Genomic DNA, 18,101 nt, shown 5'->3' on the forward strand with positions numbered 1-18,101 from the left:
CGAGCTCGCTAGCGATCAGTCATGAGCAAGAAAGTCCCCAGCAAAGAGGAACAGGATCTGTTCCGCGAGGCCGTGCAGGATGTCCGCCCGCTGCAGGCCGAGCCACGCCACAAGCCGCCGCGCCGCAAACCGTCGCCCCGCCCCCGCCAGCGCGAGCTGGACGAGGCCGCCGTGCTGGCGGAAATGCTCTGTGATCCCGTGCATCCCGAGGAGCTGGAAACCGGCGAGGAGCTGCTGTTTATCCGGGACGGCCTGCAGCACAAACTGGTCAAGAAACTGCGCCGCGGCGAGCTGGCGATCGAGGCCGAGCTGGACCTGCACGGCCTGTTTCGCGAGGAGGCCCGTGAGGCCGTCGTCGGTTTTCTGACCGAATGCCGGCAAAACCGGGTGCGCTGCGTGCGCATCATCCACGGCAAGGGCCACGGCTCGCAGCAGAAACGGCCCGTGCTCAAGCAATGCGTCAATCACTGGCTGCAACAGCGCGACGAAGTACTGGCCTTCTGCTCCGCCCGCCCGGTCGACGGCGGCACCGGCGCCATCTACCTGCTGCTCAAGCGGGGTTGAATATCTTTATATATTAAGTGGTTGAAAGTCCCTAAAGATCATCAACTTCTATCCGCTAATAACTCCAGAATAATCCTGTACCGAAGTACCCTCGGATCAACAACCCATCCGGGCATGGTTTCCCCGCTGCTCGCAGCCGGAAGAGCCACAACGACACATATGAAGGAGTTGTCATGAAAGCACTGTTTAACCCCGCCGTGTACCTGATGAACCGGTTTCGTTATCCGATCAAGTTCGGGCTGATCTTCGTTGTTGTGATGATTCCCCTGATCGTCCTCACCAGCATTCTGTTCTCCAATCTGGATAATGAAATCGCTTTTTTGCATAACGAACGTAACGGTCTGGCCTACATCAAGACCGCCCGCGAGCCGGTCCAGTTTATCCAGCAACATCGCGGTCTCACCGCCGCCTATCTCAATGGCGATGAAACACTGCGCAACCAGATACTGCAAAAACGCGATCAGGTCGACAGCGCCCTGAACCAGCTCGAACAGGTGGAGGCCCGGCTCGGCGAACAACTGCAGACCGGTAACGCGCTCTCCGCGATTCAGCGCCAATGGCAGAACATCAAGGCCAATGCCTTTGACATGCAACCGGCCGAGAGCCTGAAAACCCACTCCCAACTGGTGGCCGATATCATGACTCTGATCAGCCGGGTGGCCGACAGTTCCGAGATCACCCTGGACCCGGTGCTGGACAGTTATTATCTCGGGGATGCCCTGGTGAGCAAATTGCTCTCTCTGACCGAGGCGATGGGCAAATCCCGTGCTGTGGGCAGTGGCGTGGCTGCGGCCGGCGAATTTACACCGGACAAATTCATTCAATTGTCCATCCTGGTCAATGAAATTGAAAACAATAATCACAGCCTGCGCAACGGTCTCAAGGCCGCCTTTGAAACCAATCCGGCAGTTGCCGCACAGCTCAAATCGGCGGTGGAAGCGAATAACGACGCCGTCAACAGTATCGAGCAATTGCTCAGTGAGGAATTGCTCAATGCGGATACCATCAATATCAACAGCCAGACGGTTTTCGATCGCGCCACTGACGCCATCGACAAATCCTATGCCCTGTACGATGCCATCGTGCCGGTGCTGGATGGCCTGTTTGTCTCGCGTATCCAGAAAGACAAGCAGATCGAATTTATGGCCATTGCCACCGTGGTGGTGGTGCTGTTAATCGTCTTCTACGTCTTTGCCGGGCTCTATCTGTCCGTGGTGGATAACATCCGCCGGGTCGATGAGGCCTCTTCCCTCCTGGCCGGGGGCGATCTGACCGCGCGCGTCGACATCAACAGCAAGGATGAAATGCGCAGCATCGCGGCCAGCTTCAACAACATGGCCGAGCAGATCGAGGCGCTGATTCAGCAGGTGATCAGTGCCGCCACCCAGCTGGCGTCGGCCACCGAGGAGGTCAGCACCGTGGCGCACGACAGCAGTAACAATGTCGAACAGCAGCGCAAGGAGACCGAACAGGTCGCCACCGCCATGAACGAAATGACCTCCACCGTCGCCGAAGTCGCGAAAAATGCCGAATCGGCCGCCGGTGCCGCCAACAATGCGGACAACGAGACCCAGGGGGGCAAGCAGGTCGTGGACAAGACCAGTGAGACTATTCTCGCCCTGGCCGGCGAGGTGGAAAATGCCGCCAACGTGATCGAGAAACTGGCCCAGGACAGTGACAACATCGGCACCGTGCTGGATGTCATCAAGGGCATTGCCGAACAGACCAACCTGCTGGCGCTGAATGCTGCCATCGAGGCCGCTCGCGCGGGCGAACAGGGCCGCGGCTTTGCGGTGGTCGCCGACGAGGTGCGTACCCTGGCACAACGCACTCAGGAATCCACCACGGAAATCGAGGAAATGATCGAGAAACTACAAAGCGGCGCCAAACAGGCCGTGAGTGTGATGCAAACCGGTCGTGAAACCGCGCAAAGCGGGGCAGACGGTGCCAGGGATGCCGCCCAGTCACTGGATGCCATTGCCCGGGCCGTCGCCACTATCCGCGACATGAACAATCAGATCGCCAGTGCCTCCGAAGAGCAGAACGCCGTGGCCGAGGAGATGAACCGCAATATCGTCAACATCAGCCAGGTGGCCGAGCAGACCGCCAGCGGCGCCGGTCAGACCACCACCGCCGCCAACGAGCTGTCACGCCTGGCCAGCGAACTGCAGGGACTGGTTGCCAACTTCAAGGTGTCCAATACCTGAGCTGCAACACCTTGCATGGACGGGCACAGAGACAAGATCGTCTCTGTGCCCCCTCAATAAAACGATCGACACTGGTACTACAGATCAGCCATCTATAAAGCGTAGTTACCAACAAGCTATCATCAGCTTCTCTTTTCCCGCCCGTATTTTCCTCTATACCATAAGCGTCGCCAGCATCCAGCCTGGAACGCATACTCTTGTCAAATAACTAATCATGGCTATGCGAATGGCAAGGCAAATAAAGCAATCACCTTCTCCCTTCCGGATCCGAGAAGGCTGCATTCAAGTCCCGGCATAACTTGCGCCTATAAGACTGATAGAAAAAGACTATCAAAGTTACACGCAGATCCACCGATAACAAAAATAAACAAACATACCCGGATGATCTGTTAGTTATTCCAGCTTCTCGATTACTGCCTGAATTGGAACACGAGAGGGATGTAACGACAGATCGGATGAGATTTTTTTGCAGAAAACCCAGAAAAAGAAAAGGATTTGCCATGAAAGCATTGTTCGGCCCCGCTGTATACCTGATGAACCGGTTTCGTTATCCGATCAAGTTCAGCTTAATATTCCTTATAGTATTAATTCCGTTGCTGGTGCTCAGCAGCATTCTTATCACAAACATGAACGATGAAATCAGTTTTCTCGAAAATGAGCGTCAGGGGCTGACTTATATCCAGATTGTCAGAGAGCCGATTCAGTTTATCCAGCAACACCGGGCTCTGACTGCTGCTTATCTTACCGGCAATAAATCCCTGCGTGAGCAGATAACCCAAAAACGGGACGAGGTCGAAAGCGCACTTAACCGGTTGCAACAAGTCGACAAGAGGCTGGGCAAGGCTCTCAATACCGGCGATCAACTGACAGCTATTCTGCAGCAATGGGATAATATCAAGGCCAACTCCCTGTCCCTGATTCCCGCCGATAACATGCAAGTACATTCCAGGCTAATCCAGGATCTCATCACTCTGATCAGCCAAGTTGCCGACAGCTCGCAACTGACCCTGGATCCGATACTGGACAGTTATTACCTGGCGGATGCGCTGGTTTCCAGAATTCCGACACTCACCGAAGCCATGGGCCAGGCCCGCGCCGTGGGCAGTGGTATCGCCCAAATCGGCGGCTTCTCCTCCAAATCATTTATCCGCCTGTCCATTCTGACGAATTCCATCAACGAGGATAACCAGAATCTTCGCAACGGCCTCGACGCGGCATTTGAATCCAATCCGGCCGTCACAACTCAACTTGAAAAAGCCGTCAACGAAAATAATCAGGCAGTCGGTGGAATGGAAACCATGCTCAAAGAAGAACTGCTGGCCAAAAATACCATCAGCCTTGGCGATGGGATTAAAATCGACAGCCAGACTGTCCTGCAACAGTCCACTGATGCTATCAACAAATCCTACGCCCTGTACGATGCCATCGTGCCGGTGCTGGATGGCCTGTTTGTCTCGCGTATCCAGAAAGACAAACAGATCGAATTTATGGCCATCGCTACGGTCGTGGTCGTGCTACTGGCCATCGTTTATTTGTTCATCGGACTTTATCTGTCCGTGGTAGATAACATCCGCCGGGTCGACGAGGCCTCTTCCCACCTGGCGGGGGGCAATCTGACCGCTCGCGTCGACATCAGCAGCAAGGATGAAATGCGCAATATCGCGACCAGCTTTAACAACATGGCCGAGCAGATCGAGGCGCTGATTCAGCAGGTGATCAGTGCCGCCACCCAGCTGGCGTCGGCCACCGAAGAAGTCAGCACCGTGGCGCACGACAGCAGTAACAATGTCGAACAGCAGCGCAAGGAGACCGAGCAGGTTGCCACTGCCATGAACGAAATGACCTCCACCGTCGCCGAAGTCGCGAAAAATGCCGAATCGGCCGCCGGTGCCGCCAACAATGCGGACAACGAGACCCAGGGGGGCAAGCAGGTCGTGGACAAGACCAGTGAGACCATTCTCGCCCTGGCCGGCGAGGTGGAAAATGCCGCCAACGTGATCGAGAAGCTGGCCCAGGACAGTGACAACATCGGCACCGTGCTGGATGTCATCAAGGGCATTGCCGAACAGACCAACCTGCTGGCGCTGAATGCCGCCATCGAGGCCGCCCGCGCGGGCGAACAGGGCCGCGGCTTTGCGGTGGTGGCTGACGAGGTGCGTACCCTGGCGCAACGCACTCAGGAATCCACCACGGAAATCGAGGAGATGATCGACAAACTGCAAAGTGGCGCCAAACAGGCCGTGAGCGTGATGCAAACCGGTCGTGAAACCGCGCAAAGCGGCGCCGACGGCGCCAGGGATGCCGCCCAGTCACTGGATGCCATTGCCCGGGCCGTCGCCACCATCCGCGATATGAACAATCAGATCGCCAGTGCCTCCGAAGAGCAGAACGCCGTGGCCGAGGAGATGAACCGCAATATCGTCAACATCAGCCAGGTGGCCGAGCAAACCGCCAGCGGCGCCGGTCAGACCACCACCGCCGCCAATGAGCTGTCACGCCTGGCCAGCGAACTGCAGGGGCTGGTTGCCAACTTCAAGGTGTCCAACTCCTAGCCACAATTCGATCAATAACACAGAGTGCGCAGAGGCACGACAAAGCACGCTGCGGGCATAAACTCCGCGGTATCGGGCAACACTGCTTGCCGGACACCGCGTTGCTATGTCCGGCTTACCACGATCATACTCTCACAGAGACGCAGAGTACGCGGAGAATGCGCAATATCAGATTTCTCTGCGCCCTGGCGTCTTTGCGAGAGATCAGCAGGGGTATCACGCAGGCTAACGCCTGCGTGACAGAAAGCGTTAACTGATACTGCTGAATTGGTTAACAGGATTCCTGGCCCGCCAAGGCAGGCAAACAACGCAAATAATTAATGATCTAATTTGCGTTTATTCGTGTTCATTGGCGGATAATTTCATGTTTCACTCACATTAACACATTCGCGGATAACGACGGTGGCATAGGCACCGGTTTCCAGCGAAAACCTCAGCGTCAACACCTGCCCTTCCAATACCCAGTCCAGGTCACGAACAACCAGACGCAGACTGCGCCGCTCCTGTTTCAACCCGGCCTGTTCAAGCCCGGTGCAATAGTCGGGATAGTCGTCGGCCAGCTGTTGTTCCAGTGTTCTGACCGCCCCGCCGCTTTTGAGTTCACCGCGACCCCACAGTGGCCCGGTGGGATGAATGTCCATTGTTTCGGTTCGCTGTTGAATCGTCTCGTCGATGCTATCGGGAACAAAGATACTATGACTTCCCGCCAGCTGCATGACCTCGCCCGCCTGCGGGCGGTTCCAGCTCTGATCACTCACCCGTTGCGAGAGCAGTTGATTGAACAAAAACGAGCGCGCCGCCGAAAGGTAGATACTGCGCTTGTTGCGATTATTGACCCGTTGCCCGGCAAACATCTGCGTCGCCTGTGTAAGATTAGCTTCATCGCGACCGAACCGCTGCTCACCGAAATAGTTCGGGACACCGGTCCCCCCGATCTGAACCAGTCGTTCATGCAGTGCGCCGGGGTCTCCCTGGATATCGCGCAGAACAATGACAAAATGATTGGCTTTATGTACACCCCGGCGCAGTTTTTTGCTGTGACGGGTGGCCTGCAGAATCGTCAGGTTCTCATCATTGAGTTGGCGCCAGTCGGGCTCCTCCTTGCCGGCCAGATCGAGGCTGAACCACTGGCGGGTAATCGCGCGGCGATCCTTCATCCCGGAGAATCCGACCGCATTGGGTTTGATAGCGGCATGTCGCGCCAGCTCCAGCGCAATGTCCTGCGTATTGCGATCCCGCTTTTCGATCCACAACCAGACATGCTGGCCCTCGCCACCCGGCTCAAAGCCGAGCTGCTCCTCGACCACAAAATCATCGATCTGTTGACGCAACACACCTTTCACCGTCGGCTGACCGAAGGCGTGGGCAAGACTGGACCAATGTAAATTCATAAAGTAAGTTTTACCGCAGAGGAGGGAGAGTAATTTTGAATTTTGAGTTTTGAATGTTGAATCAAGACCCTATGCTCACAATTCAGAATTTAACATTCAACATTCATAATTATATCTTCGCGCCTCTGCGTTATTCTCTTTTTACAAGGAGCACGACCGCCATGGCGGCGATACCTTCGCCGCGGCCGGTGAAGCCCATTTTCTCGGTGGTGGTGGCCTTGATGCTGACATTGCCGATGTCGGTCTGCAGATCAGCGGCGAGGATTTCGCGCATGGCCTGAATATACGGCGCCAGTTTCGGTTGCTGGGCGATGAGGGTCAGATCGGCATTGTTGAGTGTATAACCGCTTTCGCTCATCAGATCCCTGACCCGGCGCAACAGGATGCGGCTGTCGATGCCTTTAAATTCCGCGTCGCTATCGGGAAAGTGCTGCCCGATATCGCCCAGCGCCAGCGCGCCGAGCAGCGCATCGCACAGGGCATGGATGGCGACGTCGCCATCGGAGTGCGCCACCATGCCCTGCTCGTAAGGGATATCCACGCCGCCGAGTACCAGCCTGCCGCCCGGTTTGAATCGGTGGGCATCAAATCCCTGTCCTATACGCATTAAAGGGCCTCCTGCTGTTGCAGATAGAATTCAGCCAGCGCCAGATCCTCGGCGCGGGTGATCTTGATATTGCTGGCGCTGCCTTCCACCAGCAACGGCTGATAGCCCGCATACTCCATTGCCGAGGCCTCATCCGTGACCCGTTGTTCGGCTTCCAGCGCCTGCTCCAGGGCATGGCGCAGTTGTCCCAGACGAAACATCTGCGGCGTCAGGGCATGCCAGAGATGTTCCCGCTCCACCGTATCGATCACGCGCCCATCCGGTTCGGCGCGTTTCATGGTATCGCGCACCGGCACGGCCAGCAGTCCGCCCACTTCGTCCTCTGACAGGGAGCTCATCAGATTATCGAGATCGGCCTGCGTCAGACAGGGACGTGCCGCGTCGTGCACCAACACCCAGTCTTCATCGTCAGCGTGCCGGGAAAGTTCGTGCAGGGCGTTCAAGACCGAATGACACCGCTCCACCCCGCCTTCAACCCGTTGCACTGGTTTGTCATAGCCTTTATCCAGGTGCTCCCACCAGCCATCGTGATGTGACAGGGCGACCACCGCCCCACTGACCGAAGGATGTGCCAGTAACCGATCGAGGGTATGCAGAATGATCGCCCGACCATTGAGTTCCAGATACTGCTTGGGAATTTCGCTGCCCATGCGCTTGCCGATCCCGGCGGCGGGAATCACAGCCCAGAAGTTCAGGGACGAGGGACGAGTGTCGAGGGACGAGGTCATTGGGATGCGATGTTGTTATTCAATCCAGTCTGGATGATTGTCTGTGTCAATGGCGGTGCCGGATCCGCTTCACTTGATCCGGCCTACCTCCGACGACTGCCTACTGCAAACTGCCATCTGCCTACTTCTCTTCTTGATCCGGCCTACCTCCGCCGACTGCCGACTGCAAACTGCCATCTGCCTACTTCTCTTCTTGATCCGGCCTGCCTCCGACGACTGCCTACTGCAAACTGTCATCTGTCTGCTGCTCTTCGTCTTCGATGACCTGAATGAAGGTTTCGCCTTCCTTGATCATCCCCAGCTCATCGCGGGCGCGCTCTTCCAGGGCTTCAAGGCCTTGCTTGAGATCCTGGACTTCGGCTTCCAGTGCCCGGTTGCGTTCGCGCAGTTGCTGATTTTCCGCTTTTTGCTTTTTGATTTCCTGCTTGAGATGCCATACGGTCGCCAGGCTGCCGTCCCCGACCCACAAATCATATTGCAGTAGTACAAATAATATCAGCAGTATGGCGACCAGTATGCGCATGCCGTGCGGCTATCTCCGTGGAGTTTGCCTCCCAGTCTAGCGTAAATTATAGAACGCAGCCTGACCGGGATAGCTGGCCTCGTCCCCCAGTCCTTCGGCGATGCGAATCAACTGGTTGTACTTGGCCACCCGGTCCGAGCGAGACATAGAGCCGGTCTTGATCTGGCCGGCACCGGTCGCCACGGCGAGATCGGCGATGGTGGTGTCCTCGGTCTCGCCGGAGCGATGCGAGATGACCGCGGTATAACCGGCTTTTTTGGCCATCTCGATAGCCGCCAGGGTTTCGCTCAGGGTGCCGATCTGGTTGACCTTGATCAGGATCGAATTGGCAATTTGCCTGTCGATGCCCTGCTTGAAAATCTCGGTATTGGTGACAAACAGATCGTCGCCCACCAGCTGAACTTTCTTGCCCAGGCGGTCGGTCAGTTGTTGCCAGCCATCCCAGTCATCTTCGGCCATGCCGTCCTCGATGCTGATGATCGGATACTTGTCACACCACTGCTCCAGTACATCGATGAACTCGGCGGCTGTCAGGCTCTTGTTTTCCGAGGCCAGCACATACTTGCCATCTTTATAGAATTCACTGCTGGCGGCGTCGATGGCGATAAAGATATCCTTGCCGGCTTTAAAACCGGCCTGGTCGATCGCTTCGAGAATGACTTCGATAGCCGATTCATTGGAGGCGAGATCCGGCGCAAAGCCGCCTTCATCGCCGACGGCCGTATTCAGCCCCTTGTCATGCAGTACCTTCTTCAGGGCATGGAATACTTCGGCGCCGTAACGGATCGCCTCGTTCACACTCGGCGCCCCCACCGGCATGATCATGAACTCCTGCAGATCGACGCTGTTATCGGCATGCGCCCCGCCGTTGATAATGTTCATCATCGGCACCGGCATGCGATAGGCCTCGCCGGTATACAGATATTGATACAGCGGGACACCCTGCGCGCTGGCCGCGGCATGGGCGGTGGCCATGGAGACGGCCAGCAGGGCATTGGCACCGAGCTTACTCTTGTTATTGGTGCCATCCAGTTTGAGCATGATGTCATCGATCTGTTGCTGACCGGCCGCGTCCTGACCGAGCAGCGCCTTGCGAATGGGACCGTTGACGTTAGCCACCGCCTTGCTCACACCCTTGCCGCCAAAGCGTTTTTTATCCCCGTCGCGCAGCTCGATGGCTTCGCGAGCGCCGGTGGAGGCGCCGGAGGGAACGGCGGCGCGGCCTTTGGCACCGCACTGCAGAATCACGTCGGCTTCGACGGTCGGATTACCGCGTGAATCGATAATCTCACGCGCGACAATGTTGACGATCTCAGTTCCTCGACTCATTAATCGTGTTACTCCAGTTCGTTAGCTTGCAAAAACAGGTTGAATGCTTTGTTCGCGGCCGGCCTGTTGTGGCCGACCGGCTCCCGGCCGGCGCGGGTCGCCGGCCAGTGTCAGTTCATGCGCCCAGCGCCTCCTGCGTGGCCGGCTCGCGCACAGCCCGGGCCGCGCGAATGAAGGCGCTGAACAGGGGATGTCCGTCGCGGGGCGTGGAAGTGAACTCCGGATGGAACTGGCAGGCGATGAACCAGGGATGATCCTCCAGCTCCACCACTTCGACCAGGCTGCCGTCCAGCGAGGTGCCGACCAGCTTGAGGCCGGCCTGGCTCAGGGTATCGCGATAGTTGTTATTGAACTCGTAACGGTGGCGATGGCGTTCGTGGATAATTTCGCGACCGTAGATCTCGCGCGCCCGGGATCCCTCTTCCAGGCGACACTGCTGGGCCCCTAGACGCATGGTCCCGCCCAGTTCGGAATCGTGATCGCGCACTTCCACCTTGCCGTCGGCGGTTCGCCACTCGGTAATCAGGGCGATAACCGGATCCGGCGTGTCGGGTTCGAATTCGGTGCTGTGCGCTTTCTCCAGCCCGGCCACGTGACGGGCGAACTCGATGACCGCCACCTGCATGCCCAGACAGATCCCCAGGTAGGGGATCCGTTGCTCGCGCGCATACTGAACGGCGGCGATCTTGCCTTCCACGCCCCGCTCGCCAAAGCCGCCGGGCACCAGGATCGCATCCATGCCACTCAGGCACGCGGCACCGCTGCGTTCGATCTCCTCGGAATCCACATAGTGAATTTTGACCCGGCTGCGGGTATGCAGGCCGGCGTGGATCAGGGCCTCCGAGAGGGATTTATAGGATTCGGTCAGCTCGACGTACTTGCCGACCATGGCAATGGTCACCTCGCCTTCGGGATGCGCGAGCGCCTCGGCGACCTGCTGCCATTCGGAGAGATCCGCCGGCGGCACAGCCAGCCCCAGCTTGTCGACCACGATCTGATCCAGCCCCTGCTCGCTGAGCAGCAGCGGAATCTTGTAAATACTGTCCACGTCCAGCGCGGTGATGACCGCGCGCTGTTCGACATTGGTGAACAGTGCGATCTTGCGCCGCTCGTCCTCGGGAATGGGCCGATCGGAACGGCACATCAGGATATCGGGCTGAATACCGATGGAGCGCAGCTCCTTGACCGAGTGCTGGGTGGGCTTGGTCTTCAGCTCGCCGGCGGTCGGGATATAGGGCAACAGGGTCAGGTGCATGAACAGGACATTATCGTGCCCCATTTCCACCGCCATCTGGCGAATCGCTTCGAGAAACGGCAGCGATTCGATGTCACCGACCGTCCCGCCGATTTCCACCATGGCCACGTCGGCCTCGTCGGCCCCCTCGATAATCGAGCGTTTGATTTCATCGGTGATGTGCGGGATCACCTGCACGGTACCGCCCAGGTAATCGCCGCGACGTTCCTTACTGATGACATTGGCGTAGATGCGCCCGGTGGTGAAGTTGTTCTTCTGGGTCATGGTGGTGCGAACGAAGCGCTCGTAATGGCCCAGGTCCAGATCGGTTTCCGCGCCGTCCTCGGTTACATACACTTCGCCGTGCTGGAACGGGCTCATGGTGCCCGGATCGACGTTGATATAGGGATCCAGCTTGAGCAGCGTGACCTTCAGGCCACGCGCTTCGAGAATCGCGGCAAGCGATGCGGAGGCGATGCCCTTTCCCAACGAGGAAACGACACCACCGGTAATAAAGATATATTTGGTCATGAATCCAGCAACGTATTGGGGGTGAAACGGTGTTACCGGCATGCGGTAACCTGTATGATTGCTGGGTTGTTATTGTCGTCGTTTTCCGCGATCGATTCAATCTTTACAACGCGCTAAATTCCTGCATCCCGTTTTGTGATGAGTAAACCCGGCTCATCCGCGCCGGCAACAAACGGCTCACAAACGCAGTAATCCACGACCTGGGCAATCTCACCGGCGATCCGGATCAACGGAATATCGGCCCGTTGCCAGGGGGGTACCCGCCATTCCTGCAACAGCTTTTTCAACTCATGCCGATGGCCGCGCCCGGCCGGCCGACACCATTCACCGCCCTGGCGAAAACCGACCTGCAGGCCGTGTGCTTCGATCTGCCGGCGGGAGAGTCCCTGCCCGACACTCGGCTCGGCCTGCAGAATCTGCCCGGCCAGCTCCAGTCGTGGTTGACTGAGTGGATTCCAGGGTTGCCACCCGGTGCTGATCGGCGCCGGACGTGTCGACAGGGCATACAACTGGCCGGCGTAGCGACGCACTTCCACCCCGGTCCAGGCAACCCGGGGCTGGGCATCCGGGGCGGCATACAGCACTTCATCCAGAATCCGGTTCAGATGCTTGCTGTCCGGCAGCTGCAGTTGCAGCACGCTGGCCAGCCAGTAACGCAACAGGTTGCGCTGGCGGGCCGGGCTCAGTGCCTGCAGCGGGGCCAGGCGCAGGCAGTCGGCGCGCTCGCCCTGGCACGGCGCGTAATCCTGCGCCGCCAGATCATCCAGCAGCTGACCCGCTTCCCCCTGGTGACGGGCGGCCCGGCTCAGCGTCAGGGCGGCCGACGGCCAGCGGGCCTGCAAGACCGGCAGCAGTTCGTGGCGCAGGTAATTGCGATCCAGGTCGGTATCGAAATTGGAGGGATCCTCGATCCAGTCCAGATCTGACTCCCGGGCGTAACGGCGCAGCGCCGCCCGGCTCTGGCCCAGCAGCGGCCGCCCCAGCCAGCCGGCGGCAAACTCGGCCACCGGCGGCATCGCCGCCAGCCCCTTGGGCCCGCTGCCACGCAGCAGCTGCAACAGCAGGGTCTCGGCCTGATCGTCCTGATGCTGGGCCAGCAGCAATCCCTCGCCGGCCTGCAGCAGCTCCCGCCAGGCGTTGTAGCGGGCCTCGCGGGCCGCCGCCTCGGGGCTCTCGCCAAGCCCGGGATGGGCATGCACGGTCACTTCCGTCAGGGGCACCGACAGGTCCGCGCAGATCCGGCGGCAATGTTCGGCCCAGGCATCGGCCTGGTCCGAAAGCCGGTGGTTGATATGGATGGCCTCAAGCGGCGCGGCCAGTTGTTCACGCAGCCCGGCCAGGGCCTGCAACAGGACATGGGAGTCGCAACCGCCGCTGTAGGCGACACGATAGCGGGAGGCGGCCGGCATTTGCGCCAGCTGGTCGAGCAAATGCGCCGCAAGTGAATTCATGGCAACAGAGGGGTCGGGAATTACTCCGCGTAATTCCCGTAACGAATGAGCTTGGTGTAACGCTGCTCCAGCAGCTTGTCCAGTGGCGTGGCATCGACCATGTCCAGGCTTTCCAGCAGGCCCTGGCGCAGGTTGGTGGCCATCATTTCGAAATCCCGATGGGCGCCGCCCAGCGGCTCGCTGATAATGTGGTCGATCAGCCCCAGCTCCTTGAGCCGGTGGGCGGTCAGGCCCATGGCCTCGGCCGCCTCGGCCGCCTTGTCGGCACTTTTCCAGAGAATCGAAGCACAGCCTTCGGGGGAAATGACCGAATAGGTGCTGTACTGGAGCATCATCAGCCGATCGCCGACACCGATGGCCAGCGCCCCGCCGGAGCCGCCCTCGCCGATCACCGTAGTGATGATCGGAGTCTTGAGCGCCGACATCTCGAACAGGTTGCGGGCGATGGCCTCGCTCTGGCCGCGCTCCTCGGCGCCCACGCCGGGATAGGCGCCAGGGGTGTCGATAAAGGTCAGCACCGGCAGTTTGAAGCGTTCGGCCATGTGCATCAGGCGCAGCGCCTTGCGATAGCCCTCCGGGCGCGGCATGCCGAAATTACGCCGCAGCTTCTCCTTGGTATCGCGGCCCTTCTGCTGTCCGATCAGCATCAGGGGGCGCCCGTCCAGCCGGGCCACACCGCCGACAATGGCATTGTCATCGGCAAAGGCGCGGTCGCCGTGCAGCTCCTCGAAATCGGTGAAAATCTGTTCGACATAGTCCAGGAAATAGGGCCGCTGGGGATGGCGCGCCAGCTGCGCCACCTGGGCGGCCTTGAGATTGGCGAAAATGGACTCGGTCAGATCCCGGCTCTTGTTCTGCAGGCGCTGGATCTCCTCGCCGATATTGATCTCGTTATCGGAGCCGACATAGCGCAGCTCCTCGATCTTGGCTTCCAGTTCGGCGATGGGCTGTTCGAAATCGAGAAAATTCAGATTCATAATGGTCTTATCGGGTCAGATTGGCGCTAATTGCCTGAATAGTATAGCGAATCCAGCCGCCTGTATACACCCGAACCACGACCAGGTTCCGGATTTGCCAATTAGCGAGGTGGCTGGAAATAACGCAAAGGACGCAAAGACGCAGAGTACGCAAAGTATTTTATTTCGGCTTGAAGCATACCCTGAGGCATATCCTTGAAATAGTCCTGTTCCGTCTCCGGGCACATAACCAGATTAAATCTGGTTCGTCTTTATAAAAAAATCATTTGAGTCATAACACCCATTGCGCGAGAGACATAAGAAATATTTTCTTTGCGCCCTTTGCGTCTTTGCGTCCTCCGCGTTATTCCCAGAGGACTGTCTAGTAAATCACTTTGACGTGCTCGTCGCCGAGGCTGTCGCGCAGGCGGTGCAGCAGTTCGTCGGTGGGGTGGACGCGCCAGGTTTCGCCCAGGGCGATCTGGGCGCGGGCGTCGTCGCGCTGGTAGTCGATGATCACGGGGCAGAAGCCTTCGCGAAACGGCGTCAGGGTCTGTTCCAGCTCGCCGACAAAGCCGTTGCCGGCCTTGTTGTGATCGACGCTGATCAGCAGTTTGCGGGCGAAGTGTTCGCGCGCCTGGTTGATATCGTAGATGCTGCGCGCGCTCATCTTGTAACCGCCGCTGTATTCGTCGATGCTCACCTCGCCTTCGACCACGATCAGTTTGTCCTTGGCCAGCAAATCCCGGTACTGCTGGAACGGTTCGCTGAACACCGCCAGTTCGATGCGGGCGCTGCGATCGTCAATCGTAATAAAGGCCATGCGATCGCCGCGCCGGGTATTCATGGTGCGCATGGCGACGATCAATCCCGCCACCACCACGGTCTGATCGCGGGTCGGTTTGAGATCGACAATGCGCGCGGAAACAAAACCGCTTAACTCCTCCAGATACCGTTCGATGGGATGCCCGGTCAGATAGAGTCCCAGGGTCTGTTTTTCCGCCGCCAGCCGTTCGTCCTCGCTCCATTGCGGCTGGCGATGATAGGCCACCGGACTGCTGTCCGCCTCGACCGCCGCGCCCATGCCAAACAGATCCTGCATGCCGACCGCCTGATCGCGGCTGTGTTGCTCGGCCACCTTGAGCGCCGCCGGCAGGGAGGCCATCAGTGTGGCGCGATTTTCGCCGAACACATCCAGCGCGCCGGCCATGATCAACGCCTCGAGCGTGCGACGATTGACCTTGCGGGTATCGATACGGCGGGTGAAGTCAAACAGATCGGCGAACGGCCCGTTGGCATTACGCTCCTCGATCATGCTGTCGATGGCCGCGCCTCCGACGCCTTTAATCGCGCCCAGACCATAGACCACGGTCTGGTCATCCTGGGCGGTAAAACGGTATTCGCATTGATTGATATCCGGCGGCAACACGGTCAATTGCATGTCGCTGCACTCATCGATCAAGGTGACCACCTTGTCGGTGTTGTCCATATCCGCCGACAGTACCGCCGCCATGAACGGTGCCGGATAATGGGCCTTGAGCCAGGCGGTCTGGTAAGAGACCAGGGCATAGGCGGCCGAGTGGGATTTGTTAAAGCCGTAGCCGGCGAACTTCTCCATCAAATCGAAAATATAGGTGGCGGTCTTCTCCTCGACACCCCGCTCCAGCGCGCCTTTGGTAAAGATGTCGCGCTGCTTGGCCATTTCCTCGGGTTTTTTCTTGCCCATGGCCCGGCGCAACAAATCCGCGCCGCCCAGGGTATAACCGGCCAGCACCTGGGCGATCTGCATAACCTGTTCCTGATACAGGATAACGCCGTAGGTCGGCTCAAGTATGGCGACAATATCCGGATGCGGATATTCGGGTTGCTTGCGCCCGTGCTTGACGTTGATAAAGTCATCCACCATGCCCGACTGCAGCGGGCCGGGACGAAACAATGCGACCAGGGCGATGATCTCCTCGAAGCTGTCCGGTTGCAGACGCTTGATCAAATCCTTCATGCCGCGCGATTCGAGCTGGAATACGGCGGTGGTCTGGTTGGCTTTTAACAGCTCGAAGGTTTTTGCATCATCCAGCGGGATGGAGATGATATCGACCGGCGCCTCGCCTTTCGCGGCCTTGTTCTGATTGATGGCACGCACCGCCCAGTCGATGATTGTCAGGGTACGCAGACCAAGAAAGTCGAACTTGACCAGCCCCACCGCTTCCACATCATCCTTGTCGAACTGGGTGACGATGCTGCCGGAGCCCTGCTCGCAATATAATGGTGTAAAGTCGGTCAGTTGCGAGGGCGCGATGACCACCCCGCCGGCGTGTTTACCGGCATTACGGGCACAGCCTTCGAGTTTTTTCGCCAGATCGATCAGACCGCGAATCTCCTCGTCCTGATCGTACAGCTCCTGCAGCTGTTCTTCCTGTTCCAGTGCCTTGTCCAGCGTCATGCCCACTTCGAACGGGATCAGCTTGGCGATACGATCCACAAAACCGTAGGGATGGCCCAGGACGCGGCCCACATCGCGCACCACCGCCTTGGCCGCCATGGTGCCGTAGGTAATGATCTGGGAGACTTTTTCTCGCCCGTAATGATCGGCCACGTAATCGATGACCCGATCGCGTCCTTCCATGCAGAAGTCCACATCGAAGTCCGGCATGGAAACCCGTTCGGGATTCAAAAAACGTTCGAACAGCAGATCGTATTTGATCGGATCCAGATCGGTGATGGTCAGGGCATAGGCCACCAGCGAACCGGCCCCCGAACCACGCCCCGGCCCCACCGGAACCCCGTTCTCCTTGGCCCAGCGAATGAAGTCGGCCACGATCAGAAAGTAGCCGGGGAAACCCATGGAGATGATGACATCCAGTTCCATATCCAGGCGGTCGTAATATTCACGGCGGATGGTTTCATAGTCCGGCGCGCTGGTATCGAAAAACTTGTTAAGCCGCGCTTCCAGTCCCTTGCGCGACTCCTCGCGCAGGAACTCGTCGATGGTCATGCCGGCGGGGACCGGAAAATCGGGCAGATAATTCTTGTCCAGCGTCAGTTCGACATTGCAACGTTTGGCGATCTCGACACTGTTGGCCAGGGCTTCGGGCAGGTCGTCAAACAGTTCCGCCATCTCCTGTGGCGTACGCAGGTACTGTTGTTCGCTGAAACGCCTGGGCCGGCGCGGATCATCCAGGGTGCGACCTTCGTGGATACAGACTCGCGCCTCGTGCGCGTCGAAGTCCTCGGCGCGAATAAAATGCACATCGTTGGTCGCCACCACCGGAAGTTCGTGCGCGGCGGCCAGTTCCACCGCGGCGTGCAGATAATCTTCCTCGCCCTCGCGGCCGGTGCGTTGCAACTCCAGGTAGTAGCGCTCCGGAAACAGGCGTTGCCATTGCGTCAGCCGTTGCGCCGCCAGCGCCGGGTTGCCGTTGAGCAACGCCTGGCCCACATCCCCTTCCCGGCCGCCGGACAGGGCGATCAATCCCTCGGTGGCGCCTTCCAGCCAGTCACGGCTCAGGGTCGGCTGGCCACGATGCTGGCCTTCTTGATAACTGCGGGTGACCAGCCGGGTCAGGTTGCGATAACCGGTGTTGTCCTGGCAGAGCAGTACCAGTCGGCTGGGCAGATTGGGATCTTCCTCGTTATGCAGCCAGGCATCCACGCCGATGATCGGCTTGATCCCGGCGGCGATCGCGGCCTTGTAGAACTTGACCATGCCGAACAGGTTACACTGATCGGTCATTGCCACCGCCGGCATGCCCGCCTCGGCCGCAGCCCTGACCAGCGGCTTGATGCGCACCAGGCCATCGACCAGTGAGAATTCGGTATGCAGGTGAAGGTGGACGAAAGACTCCATGGCGCAAAGTGTCAGATCAATCCGTCAGGAGTGCAAGACTTGACACCGCCCAGGAGCCTGTTTTGTCGCAGCTCGGCGACAGCCCCCTGTCAAACCGGGCTGGACGGGGGCCATCGGCAGGCGTGCAGAGTAGCCACTGAAACCCCGAAAACACTGAACACACCGAATTTACCGAAGATCATTG

General features: G+C 58.7%; 12 protein-coding genes. 3 read left to right on the plus strand and 9 right to left on the minus strand.

Features of this window, described 5'->3' with window-relative positions:
- Positions 1-21 precede the first annotated feature (21 nt).
- The 3 genes from U5K34_RS14195 to U5K34_RS14205 all read left to right on the plus strand — a co-directional run bounded on the left by U5K34_RS14195 (position 22) and on the right by U5K34_RS14205 (position 5,323).
- On the plus strand, positions 22-564 hold the full coding sequence (locus tag U5K34_RS14195) for a Smr/MutS family protein (RefSeq protein ID WP_322569056.1): 543 nt from the start codon (positions 22-24) through the stop codon (positions 562-564).
- Between the two features lie 173 nt (positions 565-737).
- Positions 738-2,771: a methyl-accepting chemotaxis protein gene (locus U5K34_RS14200; protein WP_322569057.1), complete on the plus strand. Its 2,034-nt coding sequence runs from the start codon at positions 738-740 to the stop codon at positions 2,769-2,771.
- Positions 2,772-3,271: 500 nt separating this feature from the next.
- Positions 3,272-5,323 carry a methyl-accepting chemotaxis protein gene (locus U5K34_RS14205; RefSeq protein ID WP_322569058.1) on the plus strand — a complete coding sequence of 684 codons (2,052 nt, stop codon included), beginning with the start codon at positions 3,272-3,274 and terminating at the stop codon, positions 5,321-5,323.
- 362 nt (positions 5,324-5,685) lie between these two features.
- Here U5K34_RS14205 and truD read toward each other — a convergent pair whose 3' ends face one another.
- The 9 genes from truD to dnaE form a co-directional block, all read right to left on the minus strand.
- Complete coding sequence (gene truD / locus U5K34_RS14210) at positions 5,686-6,714, minus strand: tRNA pseudouridine(13) synthase TruD (RefSeq protein WP_322569059.1); 1,029 nt, start codon at positions 6,712-6,714, stop codon at positions 5,686-5,688.
- Positions 6,715-6,844: 130 nt separating this feature from the next.
- On the minus strand, positions 6,845-7,321 hold the full coding sequence (ispF, locus tag U5K34_RS14215; RefSeq protein WP_322569060.1) for a 2-C-methyl-D-erythritol 2,4-cyclodiphosphate synthase: 477 nt from the start codon (positions 7,319-7,321) through the stop codon (positions 6,845-6,847).
- The gene (ispD, locus tag U5K34_RS14220) at positions 7,321-8,049 is read right to left on the minus strand and encodes a 2-C-methyl-D-erythritol 4-phosphate cytidylyltransferase (RefSeq protein WP_322569061.1); all 729 of its coding nucleotides are present in this window, start codon (positions 8,047-8,049) and stop codon (positions 7,321-7,323) included. Before ispD ends, ispF begins: the two co-directional genes overlap by 1 nt.
- 220 nt (positions 8,050-8,269) lie before the next feature.
- On the minus strand, positions 8,270-8,572 hold the full coding sequence (ftsB, locus tag U5K34_RS14225) for a cell division protein FtsB (protein ID WP_322569062.1): 303 nt from the start codon (positions 8,570-8,572) through the stop codon (positions 8,270-8,272).
- A gap of 36 nt (positions 8,573-8,608) precedes the next feature.
- Complete coding sequence (eno, locus tag U5K34_RS14230) at positions 8,609-9,901, minus strand: phosphopyruvate hydratase (protein WP_322569063.1); 1,293 nt, start codon at positions 9,899-9,901, stop codon at positions 8,609-8,611.
- A 115-nt stretch (positions 9,902-10,016) separates the two neighbouring features.
- Complete coding sequence (locus tag U5K34_RS14235) at positions 10,017-11,666, minus strand: CTP synthase (RefSeq protein ID WP_322569064.1); 1,650 nt, start codon at positions 11,664-11,666, stop codon at positions 10,017-10,019.
- 113 nt (positions 11,667-11,779) lie between these two features.
- Positions 11,780-13,117 carry a tRNA lysidine(34) synthetase TilS gene (gene tilS / locus U5K34_RS14240; RefSeq protein ID WP_322569065.1) on the minus strand — a complete coding sequence of 446 codons (1,338 nt, stop codon included), beginning with the start codon at positions 13,115-13,117 and terminating at the stop codon, positions 11,780-11,782.
- A 20-nt stretch (positions 13,118-13,137) separates the two neighbouring features.
- A complete protein-coding gene (accA, locus tag U5K34_RS14245) occupies positions 13,138-14,094 on the minus strand; it encodes an acetyl-CoA carboxylase carboxyl transferase subunit alpha (protein ID WP_322569066.1) in 957 nt (318 codons plus the stop codon).
- A gap of 361 nt (positions 14,095-14,455) precedes the next feature.
- Positions 14,456-17,917, minus strand: a complete 3,462-nt coding sequence (gene dnaE / locus U5K34_RS14250; RefSeq protein WP_322569067.1) for a DNA polymerase III subunit alpha — start codon at positions 17,915-17,917, stop codon at positions 14,456-14,458.
- Between the last annotated feature and the right edge of the window lie 184 nt (positions 17,918-18,101).

Source organism: Thiohalophilus sp. (genome assembly GCF_034521165.1).
Classification (GTDB): Bacteria; Pseudomonadota; Gammaproteobacteria; order UBA6429; family Thiohalophilaceae; genus Thiohalophilus.

Excerpts from the sequence above, each read along its gene's own strand:
- U5K34_RS14205 (WP_322569058.1), top strand. The coding sequence starts at position 3,272 with ATGAAAGCATTGTTCGGCCCCGCTGTATACCTGATGAACCGGTTTCGT.
- ispD (WP_322569061.1), bottom strand. The coding sequence starts at position 8,049 with ATGACCTCGTCCCTCGACACTCGTCCCTCGTCCCTGAACTTCTGGGCT.
- U5K34_RS14195 (WP_322569056.1), top strand. The coding sequence starts at position 22 with ATGAGCAAGAAAGTCCCCAGCAAAGAGGAACAGGATCTGTTCCGCGAG.
- dnaE (WP_322569067.1), bottom strand. The coding sequence starts at position 17,917 with ATGGAGTCTTTCGTCCACCTTCACCTGCATACCGAATTCTCACTGGTC.
- accA (WP_322569066.1), bottom strand. The coding sequence starts at position 14,094 with ATGAATCTGAATTTTCTCGATTTCGAACAGCCCATCGCCGAACTGGAA.
- eno (WP_322569063.1), bottom strand. The coding sequence starts at position 9,901 with ATGAGTCGAGGAACTGAGATCGTCAACATTGTCGCGCGTGAGATTATC.
- U5K34_RS14235 (WP_322569064.1), bottom strand. The coding sequence starts at position 11,666 with ATGACCAAATATATCTTTATTACCGGTGGTGTCGTTTCCTCGTTGGGA.
- ispF (WP_322569060.1), bottom strand. The coding sequence starts at position 7,321 with ATGCGTATAGGACAGGGATTTGATGCCCACCGATTCAAACCGGGCGGC.
- U5K34_RS14200 (WP_322569057.1), top strand. The coding sequence starts at position 738 with ATGAAAGCACTGTTTAACCCCGCCGTGTACCTGATGAACCGGTTTCGT.
- tilS (WP_322569065.1), bottom strand. The coding sequence starts at position 13,117 with ATGAATTCACTTGCGGCGCATTTGCTCGACCAGCTGGCGCAAATGCCG.
- ftsB (WP_322569062.1), bottom strand. The coding sequence starts at position 8,572 with ATGCGCATACTGGTCGCCATACTGCTGATATTATTTGTACTACTGCAA.
- truD (WP_322569059.1), bottom strand. The coding sequence starts at position 6,714 with ATGAATTTACATTGGTCCAGTCTTGCCCACGCCTTCGGTCAGCCGACG.